The organism is Streptomyces sp. NPDC030840 (genome assembly GCF_055572015.1).
In genome coordinates this window covers 284,995-304,102 of sequence record NZ_JBVIEE010000001.1, presented here as the reverse complement: position 1 = coordinate 304,102, position 19,108 = coordinate 284,995, and the positions used below count along the sequence as shown (strand labels likewise).

General features: G+C 70.0%; 18 protein-coding genes. 17 read left to right on the top strand and 1 reads right to left on the bottom strand.

Going from position 1 to position 19,108, the window contains the following annotated elements; translation table 11 throughout:
• Positions 1 to 213 precede the first annotated feature (213 nt).
• The 4 genes from ACZ49J_RS01255 to ACZ49J_RS01240 all read left to right on the top strand — a co-directional run bounded on the left by ACZ49J_RS01255 (position 214) and on the right by ACZ49J_RS01240 (position 5,943).
• Positions 214 to 3,096, top strand: coding sequence for a beta-N-acetylglucosaminidase domain-containing protein (locus ACZ49J_RS01255; RefSeq protein ID WP_467455581.1), 2,883 nt, complete (start codon positions 214 to 216; stop codon positions 3,094 to 3,096).
• 242 nt (positions 3,097 to 3,338) lie between these two features.
• Positions 3,339 to 3,872: a PadR family transcriptional regulator gene (locus ACZ49J_RS01250; RefSeq protein WP_467455572.1), complete on the top strand. Its 534-nt coding sequence runs from the start codon at positions 3,339 to 3,341 to the stop codon at positions 3,870 to 3,872.
• Complete coding sequence (locus ACZ49J_RS01245; protein WP_467455574.1) at positions 3,869 to 4,573, top strand: ABC transporter ATP-binding protein; 705 nt, start codon at positions 3,869 to 3,871, stop codon at positions 4,571 to 4,573. Before ACZ49J_RS01250 ends, ACZ49J_RS01245 begins: the two co-directional genes overlap by 4 nt.
• Before the next feature lie 5 nt (positions 4,574 to 4,578).
• Entirely contained in the window at positions 4,579 to 5,943 is a 1,365-nt protein-coding gene (locus ACZ49J_RS01240) for an ABC transporter permease (protein ID WP_467455582.1), read from the top strand.
• 80 nt (positions 5,944 to 6,023) lie between these two features.
• Here ACZ49J_RS01240 and ACZ49J_RS01235 read toward each other — a convergent pair whose 3' ends face one another.
• Positions 6,024 to 7,097, bottom strand: coding sequence for a mechanosensitive ion channel family protein (locus tag ACZ49J_RS01235; protein WP_467457239.1), 1,074 nt, complete (start codon positions 7,095 to 7,097; stop codon positions 6,024 to 6,026).
• A gap of 368 nt (positions 7,098 to 7,465) precedes the next feature.
• On the opposite strand from ACZ49J_RS01235, the gene ACZ49J_RS01230 reads away from it, so the two are divergent.
• The 13 genes from ACZ49J_RS01230 (at position 7,466) to ACZ49J_RS01170 (ending at position 19,068) form a co-directional block, all read left to right on the top strand.
• Positions 7,466 to 8,002, top strand: a complete 537-nt coding sequence (locus tag ACZ49J_RS01230; RefSeq protein ID WP_322723239.1) for an HNH endonuclease — start codon at positions 7,466 to 7,468, stop codon at positions 8,000 to 8,002.
• A 268-nt stretch (positions 8,003 to 8,270) separates the two neighbouring features.
• Positions 8,271 to 8,720: an SseB family protein gene (locus ACZ49J_RS01225; protein WP_467457240.1), complete on the top strand. Its 450-nt coding sequence runs from the start codon at positions 8,271 to 8,273 to the stop codon at positions 8,718 to 8,720.
• Positions 8,717 to 9,181, top strand: a complete 465-nt coding sequence (locus ACZ49J_RS01220) for a hypothetical protein (RefSeq protein ID WP_467457241.1) — start codon at positions 8,717 to 8,719, stop codon at positions 9,179 to 9,181. Before ACZ49J_RS01225 ends, ACZ49J_RS01220 begins: the two co-directional genes overlap by 4 nt.
• Before the next feature lie 377 nt (positions 9,182 to 9,558).
• Entirely contained in the window at positions 9,559 to 9,975 is a 417-nt protein-coding gene (locus tag ACZ49J_RS01215) for a hypothetical protein (RefSeq protein ID WP_467457242.1), read from the top strand.
• A 173-nt stretch (positions 9,976 to 10,148) separates the two neighbouring features.
• Positions 10,149 to 10,880 carry a DUF5753 domain-containing protein gene (locus ACZ49J_RS01210; RefSeq protein WP_467457243.1) on the top strand — a complete coding sequence of 244 codons (732 nt, stop codon included), beginning with the start codon at positions 10,149 to 10,151 and terminating at the stop codon, positions 10,878 to 10,880.
• Positions 10,881 to 10,889: 9 nt separating this feature from the next.
• A complete protein-coding gene (locus tag ACZ49J_RS01205; RefSeq protein WP_467457245.1) occupies positions 10,890 to 11,087 on the top strand; it encodes a hypothetical protein in 198 nt (65 codons plus the stop codon).
• Between the two features lie 162 nt (positions 11,088 to 11,249).
• Positions 11,250 to 11,876, top strand: coding sequence for a Uma2 family endonuclease (locus ACZ49J_RS01200; RefSeq protein WP_467457247.1), 627 nt, complete (start codon positions 11,250 to 11,252; stop codon positions 11,874 to 11,876).
• 132 nt (positions 11,877 to 12,008) lie between these two features.
• Positions 12,009 to 12,797 carry a hypothetical protein gene (locus ACZ49J_RS01195; RefSeq protein WP_467457248.1) on the top strand — a complete coding sequence of 263 codons (789 nt, stop codon included), beginning with the start codon at positions 12,009 to 12,011 and terminating at the stop codon, positions 12,795 to 12,797.
• Between the two features lie 251 nt (positions 12,798 to 13,048).
• On the top strand, positions 13,049 to 14,272 hold the full coding sequence (locus ACZ49J_RS01190) for an ROK family transcriptional regulator (protein WP_467457249.1): 1,224 nt from the start codon (positions 13,049 to 13,051) through the stop codon (positions 14,270 to 14,272).
• Positions 14,273 to 14,528: 256 nt separating this feature from the next.
• On the top strand, positions 14,529 to 15,866 hold the full coding sequence (locus tag ACZ49J_RS01185) for an ABC transporter substrate-binding protein (RefSeq protein WP_467457251.1): 1,338 nt from the start codon (positions 14,529 to 14,531) through the stop codon (positions 15,864 to 15,866).
• An 8-nt stretch (positions 15,867 to 15,874) separates the two neighbouring features.
• Complete coding sequence (locus ACZ49J_RS01180; RefSeq protein WP_467457252.1) at positions 15,875 to 16,816, top strand: carbohydrate ABC transporter permease; 942 nt, start codon at positions 15,875 to 15,877, stop codon at positions 16,814 to 16,816.
• Between the two features lie 2 nt (positions 16,817 to 16,818).
• Positions 16,819 to 17,712 carry a carbohydrate ABC transporter permease gene (locus tag ACZ49J_RS01175; protein ID WP_467457253.1) on the top strand — a complete coding sequence of 298 codons (894 nt, stop codon included), beginning with the start codon at positions 16,819 to 16,821 and terminating at the stop codon, positions 17,710 to 17,712.
• 90 nt (positions 17,713 to 17,802) lie between these two features.
• Positions 17,803 to 19,068, top strand: coding sequence for a 6-phospho-beta-glucosidase (locus ACZ49J_RS01170; RefSeq protein ID WP_467457255.1), 1,266 nt, complete (start codon positions 17,803 to 17,805; stop codon positions 19,066 to 19,068).
• Positions 19,069 to 19,108: the final 40 nt, after the last annotated feature.

Below are 19,108 nucleotides of genomic sequence, written 5' to 3'. Positions count from 1 at the left end.
GAGGGGGCCGTGCAGCTCCGGGGCAGGAAGGGAGCGGCGGCCATCGCGATCGCCGTGGTCGCGGGCGCGTTGGGGACGGGTCCCTCCACGGCACGCCCGATCGTGCCGACGACGGCCTCGGACGCCCAGGACGAGTCGGCGGAGGCGGCCGGGTCCTCGGAGCCCGCCGAGTCGGCGCGCGCATCCACCGGAACAGGAGCCGCGGGCGCGTCCGTGGCGGCTCCCGGTGGCTCCGCCGAGCCGTCGAACGCGTCCACGAGCCCTCCGGGTGGGCGCGCGTCCTTACCGGACGCGCCCGCGAAGGGCGCTTCCACGCCCCAGGTCTGGCCCCGCCCCCAGTCTCTGCGCTCGACCGGCGCCGGTGTCCCGGTCACGGACGAGGTCGTCCTGGTCGGCGAGGCGAACACCGATCCGTCCGCCCTCGACGCGCTCCGGGCGCTGTTGTTCGAGGCCGGCGCGCGCACCGTCACCACGGCGCGCGAAGGGGAGCCCGTGCCACCGGGTGCGCTCGTGGTGCGCGCGGGCGAGAGCCCGGCGTACGGAGACGGGAAGGGCGTGGACGAAGCGCTCACCGCTCTCGGCGCCCCGCCCCGCGCCGATCTCCCCTCCGGTGGCTACCGTCTCGCGGTCGGCCGCGTCACGGGACGCGACACCGTGGCCCTGGCCGGCGTCGGCAGGGACGGCCTGTTCCACGCGGTCCAGACACTCCGTCAGCTGATCGCGAAGGGGCGCGTCGCGGGGGTCGTCGTCCGCGACTGGCCGGGCACCGCCCTGCGCGGTACCACCGAGGGTTTCTACGGCACCCCGTGGACGCGTGAACAGCGCCTGGCCCAGATCGACTTCATGGGCCGCACCAAGCAGAACCTCTACGTGTACGCCCCCGGCGACGACCTCTACCGCCAGGCGCGGTGGCGGGAGCCGTACCCCGCCGAACAGCGCGCCGACTTCCGCGAACTGGCCCACCGGGCGGACCGTAACCACGTCACGCTGACGTGGGCGGTGTCCCCCGGCCAGGCGATGTGCTTCTCGTCGGACGACGACGTCAAGGCACTCACCCGCAAGCTGGACGCCATGAGGGAGCTGGGGTTCCGGGCCTTCCAGCTCCAGTTCCAGGACGTGAGCTACAGCGAGTGGCACTGCGGGGCGGATGCCGAAACGTTCGGCTCGGGCCCGCGGGCCGCGGCGCGGGCACAGGCGCGGGTCGCGAACGCGGTCGCCCGTCACCTGTCCGAACGCCACCCGGACACACCGGCGTTGTCGCTGATGCCGACCGAGTACTACCAGGACGGCTCGACCGCGTACCGGCGCGCGCTGGCGGCCGAGCTGGACGACACGGTCGGCGTCGCGTGGACGGGTGTCGGGGTGGTGCCGAAGACCATCACCGGGGCCGAACTCGCCCGCATCCGCGCGGTGTTCGCCGGACACCCGCTGGTCACCATGGACAACTACCCGGTCAACGACTACGCGGAGGACCGTATCTTCCTCGGGCCCTACACCGGCCGCGAACCCGCGGTCGCGGGCGGCTCCGCGGCCATGCTCGCCAACGCGATGCCGCAGGCGGAGGCGTCCCGCATTCCGCTGTTCACCACCGCTGACTACGCGTGGAACCCGCGCGACTACCGGCCCGAGGAGTCCTGGCAGGCCGCGATCGACGACCTCGCGGGCGGCGACCGGATGCGTGAGGAGGCCCTGGAGGCCCTCGCGGGCAACGACTCCTCGTCGGTCCTCGGCACCACCGAGTCGGCGTATCTGCGGCCGCTCATCGACGCGGTCTGGACGGCGCGCACGACGACCGACACGACGACGGGCCGGGCCGCGTACGCGCGGGCGGCCAAGCGGCTGCGCGCCGCCTTCACCGTGATGCGCGAGACCCCCGGGCGCCTGTCCGACACCGGCATCGCGGACGAGGTCGCGCCCTGGGCCGAGCAGCTGGCCCGGTACGGCACCGCCGGCGAGACGGCCGTCGACCTGCTGGACGCCCAGGCGGCCGGCGACGCCGGGGCGGCCTGGACGGCGTACCGGGAACTGGACCGCCTGCGCGGCGGACTCGCCACGGGCCGGGTCACGGTCGGTGAGGGTGTGCTCGACCCGTTCCTGAAGCGGGCCCGGAAGGCGTACGAGAACTGGGCGGGGCTCGGCCGGCAGGCGGCACGGGACGGGCGCCTGCCCCGGTCCGGCGACCTGACCGCGGTGACTGTACTCGCCGACCCCGGCGCCCGGGGTGTGGTCGAGGCGCACGTGCCGGGCGAGGGCTGGCGGTGGATCGGGGCGTTCACGGAGGGCGGCGCGACGGAACTCGCGCTCAGGGATCCCGTACGGGCGGACGCCCTGCGTGTGCGGGGCGGCGCGACCGTGCGCCATCTCGTGCCCTGGTACGACTCCCCCGCCACCGCACTGGAGTTGCCGCGCCCCGAGACGGACGTGGAGATCGGCGGCACGCGCACGGTGACCGCCCGGGTGACGTCCCTGCGGCCCGGGGACGTACGGGGACGCCTCACCGCGAAGGCGCCCCGGGGCATCAAGGTGGCGGTCCCCTCCCGGTCGACGCTCCCGCGCGGCACGGCGGTCGACGTCCCGATCGAGATCACCGTCCCCGAGGGGACGCCTTCGGGCACGTACGAGGTCCCGCTCTCCTTCGGCGACGACGCCACCCGGACCCTCACGGTCCGTGCCTTCCCGCGCACCGCGGACCGCGACCTCGCGCGCGGGGCGAAGTCCGCGTCGTCCGGAGACGAGACGAAGGACTTCCCCGCCTCGGCCGCCAACGACGGTGATCCGGCGTCCCGTTGGTCGTCCCCCACCAAGGACGGCGCCTGGTGGCAGACGGAACTGCCCGAGCCGGTCCGCCTCGGGCAGGTGGTCCTGCACTGGCAGGACGCGTACGCGGCCGAGTACCGCGTCCAGGTGTCGGCCGACGGCCGCACGTGGCGTACGGCCGCGGCCGTACGGAACGGGCGGGGCGGACGTGAGTCGGTGCGCATGGACGAGCGCGACGTGCGGTTCGTGCGCGTCCAGGGGGTCGAGCGGGCCACGCGGTACGGGTACTCGCTGTGGTCGGTCGAGGCGTACGCGGTGGCGGGGGACGCGGGGCGCTGAGGTCTTTCAGGGGCGCGGGGCGCGCTTCCTTAAGGGGCGCGGGGAACTGCGCGTCCTCTGAGGGGCGCGGGGACCTGCGCGTCTTTTAAGGGGCGCGGGGAACTGCGCGACCAGCCACACCCGACCCGCACCAACCCACGAGCCCGCCCTCCGCCACCCACCACCCACCACCCACCACCCAGGCAAACAAAGTCACTGAGTACTATTCACTGAGTACATATACTCGGTACATAATGATGCCCATGAGCACCCGCCACATCCTGCTGGGCCTGCTCGCCGGAGGACCGAGCCACGGCTACGACCTCAAGCGACGCCACGACGACCGCTTCCCGCAGGCCCGCCCACTGGCCTACGGGCAGGTCTACACGACCCTCCAGCGACTGGTCCGCGACGGCCTCGCCGAGATCGACGGCACCGATTCCGCCGGCGGCCCGGAGCGGACGATGTACCGCTCTACGGACGACGGCGCACGTGAACTCACCGAGTGGGCCGCCGAGATCACCCCGCCCGCGCCGTTCGTGACGAACGAGATATTCGCCAAGGTCGTCGTCTCGATCCTCGCCGGCGGCGCCCCGGCCGCCTACCTCCGGGCACAACGCACCGCGCACATGGAGCGGATGCGGGAGCTCACCGCCGTGAAGACCGCGCCGGCCGCCGACCTCGCCACCGTGCTCTCGGCGGACTACGCCCTCAACCACCTCGACGCCGACCTCCGCTGGATGGACACCACCGCGGCCCGGCTCACCACTCTGACCGCGGAGGTCGACGCCTCATGACCGACAGACACAGCGACAAGCCGGCGCCGCCGCTCCTCGCGGCCCGTGGACTGGCCAAGTCCCACGGGAGGACCCCGGCACTGCGCGGCGCCTCCGTGGAGCTGCGCGCGGGCGAGATCCTCGCCGTCACGGGCGCGAGCGGCAGCGGCAAGTCGACGCTGCTGCACTGCCTGGCGGGAATCGTCCGGCCGGACGAGGGGTCCGTGCTCTACGGCGGCGCACGCCTCGACCAGCTCCCCGAGAAACGGCTCAGTGAGCTGCGCCGCACGGACTTCGGGGTGGTGTTCCAGTTCGGACAGCTGATCCCCGAGCTGACGGCCCTGGACAACGTGGCGCTGCCGCTGCTGCTGGCGGGCGCCGCACGCAAGGACGCGCACGTGCGGGCGGGCGAGTGGCTGGAGCGGTTCGGCGTACGCGGCCAGGAGGAGCTGCGGCCCGGCGAGATGAGCGGCGGGCAGGCGCAGCGCGTCTCGCTGGCCCGGGCGCTGGTGACCGGCCCGAAGGTCGTCTTCGCGGACGAGCCGACGGGTGCGCTGGACTCGATCGCCGGCGAGCAGGTCATGTCGGCGCTGGTGCACACGGCCCGGGAGTCGGGTGCGGCGGTGCTGCTGATCACCCACGACGCGAAGGTCGCGGCGTACGCGGACCGCGAGGTGCGGCTGCACGACGGTGCCGTGGTCCCGCTGGGGGTGGCGGCGTGAGTCCACTGAGAACCGTGGCATCGGATCTGCGCACGGCCTGGCTGCTCACCCGCGGGTCCGACCGGCGGGAGTGGTGGCGGGTGACGCTCACCGCGGTCGGGGCGGGGCTGGCGACGGCGTTCACTCTGGGGGCGACGGTCCTGGCCTCGGTGCCGGGGCACCACCGCGTTCCGCTCGCGGCCGGGCTCCTCGACGAGCCGGGCACGCGCTCGGGTGTGCTGCTGGGGCTGGTGCTTCTGCTGATCCCGGTGCTGGGCTTCCTCGGCCAGTGCGCCCGGATCGGCGCCGTGCACCGCGACCGGCGCCTCGCCGGGCTGCGGCTGGCGGGAGCGACGGCCGGGCAGGTGCGGCGGATCGCCGCCCTGGAGTCGGGGCTGGCGTGTCTGGTGGGCGCGGCGGTCGCCACGGCACTGTTCGTGCCGTTCCTGCTGAGCCTGGCCGGGGACCCGCCCGGGATCGTCTGGGCCGGGATCGTTGTGGTCGCGCTCGCCGTCCCGCTGCTGGGCGCGCTGGTGAGCGCTCTCGCGCTGCGCCGGGTGGTCGCGTCGCCGCTCGGCTGGGTACGACGGGTGCGGCCGGCTTCGCGGCGGGGCCCGGGCGCCGGGTTCCTCGCAGCGGCTCTGGGCGTACTGCTGGCGGGGATGCTCCTTACGCCGGACGCTTTCGCCGGGTACACCACGGCCCCGGTGATCGTGTTCGTCGTGGTGGTCCTGACCGGGATGGGCGCCGTGGGGCTGACCGGAGTGACCTCTCGGTTCACCGGCCGGCTGCTTGCCGCCCGTACCGGGAACCCGGCCGTGCTGATCGCCGCCGAACGCCTGCGCGACGCGCCGTGGACCACGGCCCGCACCCACGCGGCGGTACTCCTGGTGACCGTCGTCGGCACCGGCTTCATGGGCGTACGGCACGCCCTGCTCACCGACCTGAACACCGTCGAGCCGCCCGAGGTGCCGCTACCGCCCGAGGACATGGCCTACTACACCACCGGCATCAACCTCACCGGCGCGGCCGTCCTCGTCGCCCTCGCGATCGCCCTCTCCGGCCTCGCGGTCGGCGCCGCCGAAGCCCTGGCCACCCGTCGCCGGGGCCTGGCCGCGCAGGCCGCGGCAGGCGTGCCGTACACCGTGCTCGGCCGGGCGCTGCTGCTGGAGACCGCCCTGCCGCTCGCTCCGGCGGTGCTGCTGGCGGGGATCGGCGGCATGACGATCGGCGTCTGGTACGCGGCCGCCGTCGGCGGAACCGGCTGGAGCGTGCCGTACGAGGCGCTCCTGGTCCCGCCGGCGGTGTACGCCCTCTGCCTCCTGGCCGCGGCCACCTCACTGCCGCTCCTGGACCGCACCCTGCGCCCGGCGGAGCTGCGCTACGCCTGACGCCCGGCACGGTCGCGGCGCCCCGGGAGGGACGGGGGTCCATCCGGGGCGCCGCGACGAGGCTCCTGCAGTACGGCGGACTACTTCACCGGTGGGGCGACCGGGGCGATCGGAGCCGCCCGCTCGGACTGGGGCGACGACGTGGAGGAGTACGCCGACGGGGGCGCGATGCCGGCCGTGGGGTCGGCGTCCGCCTCGCCCTCCGGCTGGGCCGGGATGCCGCCCACGAGGGGGATGTCGGCCGCGTCGAAGGCCAGCTTGATGCGCCAGCGCAGCTCCCGCTCCACGGAGAGTGCCTTGCCGGGCATCGTCTTCGCGGAGACGCGGACCACCATCTGGTCGAGCAGGACGCTGTCCAGGCCCAGGACCTCGATCGGGCCCCACAGACGCTCGTTCCAGGGCTCGTCCTTGCTCATCTCCTCGCCGACCGCCAGCAGGGTGCGGCGGACCCTGGCGAGGTCCTCGCTGGGGCGCACCGTGACGTCGACACCGGCCGTGGACCAGCCCTGGGAGAGGTTGCCGATGCGCTTGACCTCGCCGTTGCGGACGTACCAGATCTCACCGTTGTCGCCGCGCAGCTTGGTCACCCGCAGGCCCACCTCGATCACCTCACCGGAGGCGACGCCCGCGTCGACGGTGTCCCCGACGCCGTACTGGTCCTCCAGGATCATGAAGACGCCGGAGAGGAAGTCCGTGACCAGGTTCCGGGCGCCGAAACCGATGGCGACACCGGCGACACCGGCCGAGGCCAGCAGCGGGGCGAGATTGATCTCGAAGGTGGCGAGGACCATCAGGCCGGCCGTGCCCATGATCAGGAAGGAGGCGACCGAGCGCAGCACCGAGCCGATGGCCTGGGAGCGCTGACGCCTCCGTTCCACGTTGACGAGCAGCCCGCCCAGGGCCGTGCCGTCGACCGCCGACGCCGTGCGGTTCATGCGGTCTATGAGCTTGGTGATGGCCCGGCGGATCGCCACTCTCAGGACGGCCGCTATGACCAGGATCAGCAGGACCCGCAGACCGATCGCGAGCCAGGTGGACCAGTTCTCCTCGACCCAGCTCGCGGCGTTGGTCGCGCTCTCCTGGGCGTCCTGGAGCGAAGGGGCCGTCGGTTCCTCGCTGGGATCGGCGGCCGACAGCAGGACGGACAAGGACACGGCAGGTACCTCCAGGTGTAGCGGTCTGCCGACAGACAGGGGGACACGGCCACGCACCGTCGCGAGCCCGCCATGAACATGGACGAGCCTGGACCGGAGCGTGGACAGACGTGGACTACCGGGCAGAACCACCACACTATCGGGGCATCGTGTGTGGATCGTTGTGATGTTCGAGGGAGAGACGACTCTCACCAGGGAATGAACAGGTGGGATGAAGTGCCCCCGCACCGGGGGATGAAAGAGGTGTGGTCGAAAACACTCCCAGCCCGTTACCGGGACATGGTGGCGCTTCCACCAGGCATGAGGGGAGACTGACTACGGATCGTCCCGGCGCGAGCCACGCGCCGCCGGCGTACAAGGAGGCATCCGTGCCGCATGTCCTGGTCCTGAACGCGTCGTACGAGCCGCTCGGCGTCGTACCGCTCCGCCGCGCGCTCGTCCTCGTCCTCGAGAACAAGGCCATCTGTCTCGAGGAGTCCGGCGCCTTCATGCACAGCGCGACCGTCACAGTCCCCGCACCCAGCGTGGTCCGGCTCAAAAGGTTTGTTCGGGTCCCTTACCGGGGGCCCGTCCCACTGACCCGCCGGGCGCTGTTCGCCCGCGACGGGGGCCGGTGCATGTACTGCGGTGGCGTCGCAACCAGCGTCGACCACGTCATCCCGCGCAGCCGCGGGGGCAAACACGTGTGGGACAACGTGGTGGCGTCCTGCCGTCGCTGCAACCACGTCAAGGCCGACCGCCATCTCGTGGAGATCGGCTGGCGGCTCCGCCACAAACCCGCCCCGCCCACCGGCCTGGCCTGGCGCATCATCGGGACCGGCCATAGGGACCCGCGTTGGCTGCCCTACTTGCAGCCGTACGGCGCGGACGACGCGTTGGCCCGGATCGACGGCATTTCCGCCTGACGATCCGGGCTTTTCCGTACCCGGCGCTCCCCTGGGGACGCCGGGTGCTTCGTCGAGCCCTGGGGCCCCCGTGCCAGGGGGCTCCCGTGCCAGGGGCCTCCCGTGCCAGGGGCCTCACATCCCAGGGGGGCGTCCCGTGCCAGGGGCCTCCCGTGCCAGGGTGCGGCTCGCCACGCCGTGGCGCGGATGCCTGTGGTGCTCCCATGATCCGACCGACTAACGTGATCGGCCGTTTGTGCGATGAATGGGCGTGCGAGGGGCGACGGGGATGGCCGGAGCGAGAGCGCAGGTGGGAGCCCGGGCGGGAACCCAGGCGGGAGCCCGGGCGGGAGCCGAGGCGTTGCGGCTGCGGCTGGCGGACCTGGCCGCGGCCGGGCGGGGCGATCTGCGTGCGGTGGTCGGGGACTTCCGGCGCGGTGAGGTGCTGGTGCCGGTGGTGGACGACACGCTGCTCTCGGTGGAGGCGGGCGGTATCCGCTGGCTGCTGGTGTTCACGGACGACGCGGCGCTGGCGCGTTTCGCGGAAGCGCGGGGTGAGGTGGTGCCGGAGCGGGTGCCGGTGTACGGGGCGCGGCTGCTGGATCAGGTGATCCCGCAGGTGGACGGGCCGGTCGGGATCGCGGTGGATGCGGGCAGTGTCGCGGGGATGGTGCTGCCGCCGGTGACGGGGGTCGTACCGGAGTCCGTTGCCCGGGACTCCGATGGGGTGCCGGCATGAGCGGCGGCGGTGGTGGCGGTGGTTACCGGGTCGACGCGGAGGCGCTGGCGCGGATCACGCGGGGCATCAACCTGGCGATGGACGAGCTGAAGGAGCTCGGCTTCGACATCGAGGCGAACCTGGGGCGCGGCTTCGACGACCTGGAACTGGCCGGCCTGGAGGTGGGCGACGGGGGCCTGCGTCAGGTGTTCGCCGACTTCTGTGAGCGGTGGGGCTGGGGTGTGCGCTCCCTGATGCGGGACGCGAACGAGTTCGCGGGCCGGCTGAACCTGTCGGCAGGGCTGTATCACGAGCAGGAGGAGTACGTCTCGAACACCATGAAGACGGTGTGGGCGGCCGCTGCGGGCAACAGGTCCGATGGGGCTCGCTCCGTGCACGCCGGAAGGCACAGCCCAAATGGACTCCTTCTTGGCGAGTGGGGCCACGGTCCGGCACACCGAGACGGCAACGGCGATCGGTGACGACGCCAATACCCTGCAGAACGTTCTTCGCTCCAAGGGGGCTGCCGGGCATGATGTGATTGTTCATGGAGATGAAATCGGAAATCTCAGAGTGGATGGAATGATCACGGACCCTCAGCAGATCGCGGATGCCATCCTCGAAAATCCTCACTACCGAGGCGGACCAATCCAGCTTGCTACGTGCCATGGAGCCATCGGGGCAGCCGACGAACTCGCCGAAATCCTCGGAGTGGAGGTCAGAAACGCAAGTCCTCACATGATGGACCTTGATCCACGCACTGGTTTGGTTCGTGAATGGCCAGGATGGGCCACAGGGCATCCCCATCGTAAAATAAGAGAGCACAGACCACAATGCAGCAAATGGAGGAGAATCGACCATGCGACGGGTCATCTCACTGGGAATCCTAAGCCTCATGGAAGGGCAGTCTGTTTACGCACAACGCAGAGACCAAATGCTCACCCAAGTGGATTCCGTCCCCGCCAGCGAAAGGGCCATTATCGCGTCATACATGAGAAAGGGGAATGTCGTTCTAGCCATCATGGAGTACACGACTGACATCTTGGAATCGAAGTTTGGCACCTCGGGCGGCAGTGGAGTCCTTACCGATGGTGAATTTTACTGGCGCGGCGACGCCGCCGACTATGTCGAAACCTACGGAGTGTCGCCTGGACCAGAATTCATTCAGCACGTTCACGAGCAGAATGGCAAACCTCCGACGCTGACCCAAGATGAGATCATCGACATCGATGACTACTTCATGACATTGCGCCAAAAAAGGGCCGGCGGGCTGTAACAGCGAGGTGCGGGCGGACAGTATCGACCCCATAGGCCTGCCGTACGCCGCCGCACTCCCCCTCGGTAGCATCGCTCCACACTGGCGCTCAATGCCTGTTCACCGGACAACAGGAAAGACCTAGGCCCGCCTCATTAGGCATGACGGACGCCAGCCTATGCTTCCATACTTTGATGACAAGTCGTGACGGTCTGCCATCTTCCGGCAGGCAGACTCCAAGCCCAAAGGCTGGAGGAGAACTGCAGAAGTGCGATATTGGCGAGTGGAGTGGCATCATAATTTCCGCGACGGCCACGCTCTTCTTCAGCGAAATCAGCGAGGACGCTTACGAGGTGCGGAAAGTCCTAGGGTACCGCGACGGAACACTCCTCAAGGTCGATCGTGCTCGCGAAACTGCAATCTCCATGCATGTCCCCGGCCTGCTGCAGACCTCGGGCCACGCGCTCGCCATCTTGCGCGTCGTGATCCCACAACTGCCCGAGCACGAGATCGCCCTGCGGCTGGCTCACCGGGTTGAACGGCAGCAGGTACTGGACGGCGAAAAGGCATCCGACTTCGTCGCCATCGTGCACGAGGCCGCACTCCGGATGCGGTTCGGCGGGCGTGCGGTCGCCCGAGCCCAGCTCGACCCTCTGGTGAAGAAGTCGGAGCAGGAGAACACCAGGCTGCTGGTGATCCCCTTCGAGGCGGGAGCGTGTCCTGGCGCGGGCCAGACCGTGCTGTACGCGGAAGGGCCGGTTCCTCAGCTCGACACCGTGCAGATCGACAGCTCTCATGGGCCTGATTTCCTGCACACGGAGGCCCAGTTGGCGAAGTACCGTGCCCATCTGGGCTGGATGGAGGGCATCACCCTGTCTCCGGCGACGTCACGCGACTTCATCCGTGAGATCGCCACCAGCCTTTGAGGAGTCCCGATGGACAACACGACAATCACGTGGGAAGAGCCCTTCTGCGGCGAGGGCAACTCCTGCTTCCGCCTCGGCACCGACCCCCAAGGCAACGCCTACATCGCCATAGCCGGCGCCGAGCACGCCTACCTCACCGACAGCCATGAAGCGCTGCGCGCGCTAATCCTCGACATCAAGGCCGGGAAGGTGGATCACCTGCTCTGAACCCGAGCCGGGGAAAGCCATCCGCCATAACGGTTCAGCACACTCGTTCGAGTGAACGCGGACCGTTTTCCCTGGTCGCGGCGCATCCGGGCGGCTCATCGTTCTGCCCGGGCACCCAGCGCGGGCGTAGCCTGGCATCAGCGTGACGAGGGAGAGCCATCGATGAGCGCCGAACCCTTCATGGAGACGGTCATGACGCAGCAGGACCCCATCGATTTGTTGATCGCGATCGAGGAGGCGTCGGTTGCGCCGATTCGACCCGAGTACATCGAGGGGATGGCCATCGTGCCGCCGACGCCGAACGACCACCACAACGACGGCGCCTTCAAACTCGCAGTCCAGTTCTTCAACGCGGGATTCGAGCTGGCAGGCATGGGCAACGGCTACCGAGCCTCCCACAAGGACGGCAGAACGATGGCCCTGGTCGTTCCGGACTTCTACCTCCGCCGCCGCAAGCCGACCGAGCTCGACGAGTCGTACCGCAAAGCCCACAAAGGCTGGTACCCCATCGACATGATCGCCCTCGCCGGAGAGGTCACCTCCACCAACCACGAGACGGACACCGGCCCCAAACTGCGCACCTACGCCGCCGTCGGCGTCCCCGTGTACGTACTGATCAACCGCAACACCGACACGGCACACTGCTACACCGACCCGATGCTGCCCGGCGAGGACCCCACACAGGCGTACTACGCCTCCGAGACCAAGGTCGCCCTGGGCGAGCCTCTCCCGCTCCCGGAACCGTACCCCACACTCGACACGGCTCCCTTCCGAGAGACAGCTGAGTAGCAGGGCTTCTCACACCCTGTTCACACAGAAAGCCCATTTCCCTTGCACCACACATTCACCTAGAGTCCCCCCAGCAACGAGCCCTTGTTCTGGAGCGCAACGCCCAGGGGCCCGTCTCGAATGTGGGGATACATGCGAAAGCTCGCCGTCGGCACCGCCGTGTGCGGTGCCCTGGCCCTCTCGGCCCTCGCCGTTCCGTCGGCGCAGGCACTCACGCCGGACATCACCTTCTCGAACGTCGTCGTCAACGGCGGCAAGGCGATCACGGTCGGCACCACCAGCACGGTCACCGTCCGGGTGACGTACACGATCACCCGGAGCGCCGACGTCCAGTTCGACGACGTCATGGCGATGGTCGAGCTCTACCGCGGTACCAGCTTCACCACCGCCGAGAACACCCTGGGCCCGGGCAACGCGCCCACCTGCACGGCCGTGAACGACACGACCCGGAACTGCACCGGTGACATCACCATCGACCCGCAGTCCGACCTGTACGCGGCCGCCGACGCCACCACGTGGAAGGCCGTCGGCGAGTACATGCGCATGGGCGACGACGGCGTCGACTACATCGCACGGAACACGGGCGCCACCGCCACCCTCAAGCGCGCCGCCAAGCTCACCACCAACGCCACTCCGGAGCCGGTGTCCCAGGGCAGCACCCTCACCGTCAAGGGCAGCCTGACGCGGGCGACCTGGTCGTCGAGCACCTACACCGGCTACTCCGGCCAGTCGGTGACCCTGCAGTTCAAGCCCGCGGGCGGCAGCACGTACACCGACGTCAAAACGGTGACGTCGGGCACCGCCGGTGCCCTGTCCACCACCGTCACGGCCTCGGCCGACGGCTACTACCGCTACAAGTTCGCCGGTACGTCCACGACGGCGGCGAAGACGTCCACCGCCGACTACGTCGACGTGCGGTAAAGAAGCGCCACCGCGCGCCTCCACGCGCCTCCACGCGCCCTCAAAGACGCGTTCTCCGCCCCCGCAGGTAACGACTCCGTTGCCTCGGGGGCGGTTCGCGTCGGAGGGGCTTGACGGCCTCAGTGGTCTGGACCTAACTTCCTCCTCAACCGATAGGAAACTTTCCTAACAGTGATCGACGGGCACCCCGACATGGACGCCCGGCCAGGTCACTGGGATGCTGAGCAGCCGAGAGGCAGGTGTCGACACGCATGGCAGGAACCGGATCCGGCAGCACGCCGGGCACCCCGCGCGTCCTGCGCGCCATGAACGACCGTGCCGCGCTGGACCTCCTCCTCGTCCACGGCCCCCTGTCCCGCACCCGGATCGGGAAGCTCACGGGACTGTCCAAGCCGACCGCCTCCCAGCTGCTGGCCCGGCTGGAGGCGGCGGGGCTCGTCCTCGTGACGGGCACCAGCGAGGGGCGGCCCGGCCCGAGCGCCCAGCTGTACGCGGTCAACCCCGCCGCCGCGTACGCCGCCGGGCTCGACGTCACCCCCGAGCGCATCCTCGCCGCCGTCGCCGACATCACCGGCCGCACGGTGGGCGAGTACGAGGTCCCCACCCCCGGGCGGCGCTCCGGCCACACCGTCGTACGGCAGGTCACCGACGCCCTCGACGGGGCGGTCAAGGCCGCCGGGGTCGGCCGGGACGACGTCCACCGGCTCGTCATCGGCACCCCGGGCGCCTTCGACCCGAACACGGGCCGGCTGCGCTACGCCTCCCACCTGCCCGGCTGGCACTCCCCCACCCTCCTGGACGAGCTCGCCGCCGCGCTGCCGATGCCGGTGGAGTACGAGAACGACGTCAACCTCGTCGCGATCGCCGAACAGCGGCTGGGCGCGGCCCGGGGCCACGACGACTTCGTCCTGCTGTGGAACGAGGGCGGCCTCGGTGCCGCGCTCGTCCTCGGCGGCCGGCTGCACCGCGGCTGGACCGGAGGCGCCGGCGAGGTCGGTTTCCTGCCGGTGCCGGGCGCGCCCCTGGTCCGCCACGTCACCAAGGCGGGCAGCGGCGGCTTCCAGGTGCTGGCCGGTTCGCAGGTCATTCCCCAACTGGCCCGCGAACTGGGCATCGAGGACGTCCCCGACGGCCCGTACGCCGAGGTCGCCGCCACTCTGGTGGCGCGGGCCGCGGACAGCGGCCCCGGCTCCGGGCCCCAGCGCAGGCTCCTGGAGACGTACGCGACCGGGCTGGCCACCGGTCTCGCCTCACTCGTCTCCGTGCTCGACCCCGAACTCGTCGTCCTCAGCGGCTCCGCGCTCACCTCGGGGGGCGAACCCCTCCGCGGTCTCGTCGAGGCCGAGCTGATGGAACTCGCCGCCTCCCGGCCCCGGCTGGTGGTCGGCGACGTGACCGAACACCCCGTGTTGCGCGGCGCGCTGGAGAGCGCGCTCGCGACCACCCGCGACGAGGTCTTCGACACCTCGCGCTAACCCGTACGCGTCCGCGCACCGGCACATCCGTCTCCGGCACATCCGCCTCCGGCACGTCCGTCTCCGGAACCTCCGCGCCCGGCCAACCCTGCACCTCCGTCTGCGGAACCTCCGCGCCCGGCCAACCCTGCACCTCCGTACGTCCCCCGCCCCCACCCTCCCCCAGCCCTTCCCCTGCCCTCCTCTGCCCTTTCTCTGCCCTCCTCTGCCCTTTCTCTGCCCTCCTCTGCCCTTTCTCTGTCTAGGGAGACCCTTGATGTCCGGTATGCCCCAGAGAGCGGCTGTCGCTCTCGCCGCCTCCGCTTCCCTCGCCCTCCTCGCGACCGCGTGCACCGGCCAGGCCGAGTCCGGTGCCACCGACGACGCCGGCGCCAAGACGACGATCACCTTCTGGCACGGCTGGAGCGCACCCGCCGAGGCCAAGGCGATCCAGGAGAACGTGGACCGTTTCGAGGAGGCCCACCCCAACATCACGGTGAAGGTCGTCGGCAACATCAACGACGACAAGCTCAACCAGGCGCTGCGCGCGGGCGGTTCGAAGGGGCCGGACGTGGTGTCGTCGTTCACGACCTCCAACGTCGGCAAGTTCTGTTCCTCGGGCGCCTTCCTCGACCTGAAGCCCTTCATCGAGAAGTCGAAGCTCGACCTCGACAAGATCATCCCGAAGCCGATGCTGGACTACACCCAGTTCGAGGGCACGCGCTGCGCCCTGCCGCTGCTGGGCGACGCCTACGGCCTGTACTACAACAAGGACGCCTTCGAGAAGGCCGGCATCAAGTCCCCGCCGAAGACCTGGTCGGAGTTCGCGAAGGTCGCCAAGAAGCTGACCATCACCAAGGGCGACAGCTACAAGCAGCTCGGCTTCATGCCGAACTACCACGGCTACGAGACGGTCGTGGACCACTACATGTCCCAGTGGGACCACGCCTACTTCGACAAGGACGGCAAGTCGAACATCGCCAAGGACCCGGCGTTCGCGGAGATGTTCACGTACCAGAAGAGCCTGGTGGACTCCCTCGGCGGCTTCGCGAAGCTGGAGAAGTACCGCAACACCTTCGGTGACGAGTGGGGGGCCAAGCACCCGTTCCAGACCGGTCAGGTGGCCATGCAGCTGGACGGCGAGTGGCGCCTGGGCATGGCTCAGGCCGCCGGGACGAAGTTCGAGATCGGCACCGCCCCGCTGCCCGTGGCCGACGACGAGGTGGACGAGTACGGCAAGGGCTTCCTCTCCGGCACGATCATCGGCATAGCCCCGCAGAGCAAGAAGCAGAACGCGGCCTGGGAGCTGGTGAAGTACCTGACGACCGACACCGAGGCCGTCGTCTCCTTCTCCAACGCCATCCACAACGTGCCCTCCACGTTCGCCGCCCTGAAGTCGCCCGACCTGAAGGTGGACCCCGGCTTCAAGACGTTCCTGGACATCGCCCAGAACCCGAACTCGAACACCCCGCCGGCCTCCGTCAACGGCTCCACGTACCAGACGACGCTCCAGGACTTCGGCTACCAGTACGAGTCCGGCAAGGTGAAGGACCTCAAGGCCGGTCTGGAGAAGACCGCCCAGCAGATCGACACCGACATCGAGCAGGCGAAGTAGCGTCACCGATGTCCACGCACACACTCCGCGCGAAGCGCCGCAGGTCGGCGCTTCGAACGGTGGCGTTCCTGTCACCGTGGCTCATCGGGTTCGGCGTCTTCTTCGCCTACCCGCTGGTGTCCACCGTGTACTTCTCGCTGATGAAGTACGACGGTTTCGGCACACCGGTGTTCCGCGGCCTGGGCAACTGGGCCTACGTCTTCGAGGACTACCCGCTGTTCTGGCCGGCGCTGCGCAACACGCTCTGGCTGGTGCTCGTGATGGTGACGTGCCGCGTGGTGTTCGGGCTCGGCGTCGGTCTGCTGATCACGAAGATCAAGACGGGCACGGGGGTCTTCCGGACCCTGTTCTACCTGCCGTACCTCGCCCCGCCCGTGGCCGCGACCCTGGCCTTCGTCTTCCTCCTCAACCCCGGCACCGGTCCGGTCAACTCCCTCCTCGACGGCATCGGGCTGCCGACGCCCGGCTGGTTCACGGACCCCACGTGGTCCAAGCCGGCGCTCACCGCGCTCGCGCTGTGGGGCGTGGGCGACCTCATGGTCATCTTCATGGCCGCGCTGCTCGACGTACCGAAGGAGCAGTACGAGGCGGCCGAGCTGGACGGGACGTCGGCGTGGCAGCGGTTCCGGTTCGTGACGCTGCCGAACATCTCGCCGATCGTGATGTTCGCCGTCGTCACGGGCGTGATCCAGACGATGCAGTACTACACGCAGCCGCTGGTGGCCGGGAAGGTCGCCTCCGGGATCATCGGCGGCTCCGGCCAGCAGTTCGAGCCGGGCTACCCGGACAAGTCGACCCTGACGCTGCCCCAGCTCGTCTACAACCTCGGCTTCCAGCGCTTCGACTACGGCTCCGCCTGTGTGGTCGCGCTGGTGCTGTTCGCCCTCGCCATGGCGTTCACCGCGCTGCTGATGCGGCGCCGGGGCGGACTGATCCAGGCAGGTGACTGACCATGACCCAAGTACTGGACAAGCCCGTGGAGTTGAGCCACGCGGCCCCGGCGAGTGAGCGCACGGCCCGCCGCCGGGCGCTGCTGGAGTGGATCGCGATCCACTCCCTCGGCGTCGCCGCCGCGCTCTTCTTCACCCTGCCCTTCGTCTTCGTCGTCCTGACCTCGCTGATGAGCGACCAGCAGGCGCTCACCCGCGATCTCGTCCCGGACACCTGGGAGTGGGGCAACTACCGGCAGGTCTTCGACACACCCGGTTTCCTGACCTGGTGGAAGAACACACTGGTCTACGCGGGACTGGGCACCGTACTCACCGTCGTGTCCTCGGTCCCGGTGGCGTACGCGCTCGCCAAGTTCCGCTTCCGGGGCCGGAATCTGTCCCTGATGCTGGTCATCTCGATGATGATGCTGCCGCCGCAGGTGGTCGTCATCCCGATGTACCTGTTCTGGGCGAAGCAGCTGGACCTGTCGGGCTCGCTGTGGCCGCTGATCATCCCGATGGCGTTCGGGGACGCGTTCTCGATCTTCCTGCTGCGGCAGTTCCTGACGACCATCCCGAACGAGTACCTGGACGCGGCGCGGGTGGACGGCTGCGGCGAGCTGCGGACCCTGCTGCGGGTCGTCCTGCCGATGGCCAGGCCGGGGATCGCGGCCGTCGCGCTCTTCCAGTTCTTCTACGCCTGGAACGACTACTTCGGCCCGCAGATCTACGCTTCCGAGAACCCCGGTGCCTGGACGCTGAGTTACGGCCTGGAGTCGTTCAAGGGCGCGCACCACACCGACTGGAACCTGACCATGGCCGCGACCGTTCTGGTCATGGCCCCCGTGATCCTCGTGTTCTTCTTCGCGCAGAAGGCGTTCGTCGAGGGCGTCACCCTGACCGGAGTAAAGGGTTGATACACGCATGCGGTGTTCTCCAGGGGGACAGCCCCCGGACCCCCGGCCGAAGCTCGACGGCTCCACACGCATGAATGCGAGGAATCACCAGTGAAGCTCACCGTGGTCGGCGGAGGGTCGACCTACACTCCCGAACTCATCGACGGGTTCGCCCGGCTCAGGGACACCCTGCCGATCGAGGAGCTGGTGCTCGTCGACCCCGCGGCCGACCGGCTGGAGCTGGTCGGCGGTCTGGCCCGGCGCATCTTCGCGCGGCAGGGCCACGGCGGTCGGATCGTCACGACGAGCGACCTGGACCAGGGCGTCGAGGGCGCGGACGCCGTGCTGCTCCAGCTCCGCGTCGGCGGTCAGGCGGCCCGGCAGCAGGACGAGACCTGGCCGCTGGAGTGCGGCTGCGTCGGACAGGAGACGACGGGCGCGGGCGGACTCGCCAAGGCGCTGCGCACGGTGCCGGTGGTGCTGGACATCGCCGAGCGGGTGCGGCGCGCCAACCCGGACGCGTGGATCATCGACTTCACCAACCCGGTGGGCATCGTGACCCGGGCCCTGCTCCAGGCCGGCCACAAGGCGGTCGGGCTGTGCAACGTGGCGATCGGCTTCCAGCGGAAGTTCGCGGGGCTGCTCGGCGTGGCCCCTGCCGAGGTGCACCTGGACCACGTGGGCCTCAACCACCTCACGTGGGAGACCGGCGTGCGTCTCGGCGGCCCCGAGGGCGAGGACGTCCTGCCCAAGCTGCTCGCGGAGCACGGTGACGCCGTGGCGGCCGACCTGCGCCTGCCGCGCCCGGTCATCGACCGCCTCGGCGTGGTCCCGTCCTACTACCTGCGCTACTACTACGCGCACGACGAGGTCGTGGAGGAACTGCGGACGAAGCCGTCGCGGGCCGCCGAAGTGGCGGAGATGGAGCGGCGGTTGCTGCGGATGTACGCCGACCCGGCGCTGGACGGGAAGCCGGAGCTGCTCGCCAAGCGGGGCGGGGCGTACTACTCGGAGGCCGCGGTGGACCTGGCGGCGGCGCTGCTGGGCGGCTCCGGCAGTCCGTTCCAGGTCGTCAACACGTACAACAAGGGCACGCTGCCCTTCCTGGCGGACGACGCGGTGATCGAGGTGCAGGCCGCGGTCGGCCCGCGCGGCGCGGCCCCGCTGCCGGTGGCGCCCGTGGACCCGCTGTACGCGGGGTTGATGGCGAACGTGACGGCGTACGAGGACCTGGCGCTGGACGCCGCCCTGCGCGGTGGCCGCGAGCGGGTCTTCCGGGCGCTGCTCGCGCACCCGCTGATCGGGCAGTACGCGTACGCCGAGACCCTCACCGACCAGCTGATCGCGCACAACCGGGAGCACCTCGCGTGGGCGTGACCTCGGCGGGAGCCGCGCCCGCGCCCGGCGTCGACGACAC

Excerpts from the sequence above, each read along its gene's own strand:
- ACZ49J_RS01210 (WP_467457243.1), top strand. The coding sequence starts at position 10,149 with ATGACAAGTCGTGACGGTCTGCCATCTTCCGGCAGGCAGACTCCAAGC.
- ACZ49J_RS01245 (WP_467455574.1), top strand. The coding sequence starts at position 3,869 with ATGACCGACAGACACAGCGACAAGCCGGCGCCGCCGCTCCTCGCGGCC.
- ACZ49J_RS01250 (WP_467455572.1), top strand. The coding sequence starts at position 3,339 with ATGAGCACCCGCCACATCCTGCTGGGCCTGCTCGCCGGAGGACCGAGC.
- ACZ49J_RS01190 (WP_467457249.1), top strand. The coding sequence starts at position 13,049 with ATGGCAGGAACCGGATCCGGCAGCACGCCGGGCACCCCGCGCGTCCTG.
- ACZ49J_RS01195 (WP_467457248.1), top strand. The coding sequence starts at position 12,009 with ATGCGAAAGCTCGCCGTCGGCACCGCCGTGTGCGGTGCCCTGGCCCTC.
- ACZ49J_RS01175 (WP_467457253.1), top strand. The coding sequence starts at position 16,819 with ATGACCCAAGTACTGGACAAGCCCGTGGAGTTGAGCCACGCGGCCCCG.
- ACZ49J_RS01215 (WP_467457242.1), top strand. The coding sequence starts at position 9,559 with ATGCGACGGGTCATCTCACTGGGAATCCTAAGCCTCATGGAAGGGCAG.
- ACZ49J_RS01205 (WP_467457245.1), top strand. The coding sequence starts at position 10,890 with ATGGACAACACGACAATCACGTGGGAAGAGCCCTTCTGCGGCGAGGGC.
- ACZ49J_RS01180 (WP_467457252.1), top strand. The coding sequence starts at position 15,875 with ATGTCCACGCACACACTCCGCGCGAAGCGCCGCAGGTCGGCGCTTCGA.
- ACZ49J_RS01225 (WP_467457240.1), top strand. The coding sequence starts at position 8,271 with ATGGCCGGAGCGAGAGCGCAGGTGGGAGCCCGGGCGGGAACCCAGGCG.
- ACZ49J_RS01220 (WP_467457241.1), top strand. The coding sequence starts at position 8,717 with ATGAGCGGCGGCGGTGGTGGCGGTGGTTACCGGGTCGACGCGGAGGCG.
- ACZ49J_RS01185 (WP_467457251.1), top strand. The coding sequence starts at position 14,529 with ATGTCCGGTATGCCCCAGAGAGCGGCTGTCGCTCTCGCCGCCTCCGCT.
- ACZ49J_RS01200 (WP_467457247.1), top strand. The coding sequence starts at position 11,250 with ATGAGCGCCGAACCCTTCATGGAGACGGTCATGACGCAGCAGGACCCC.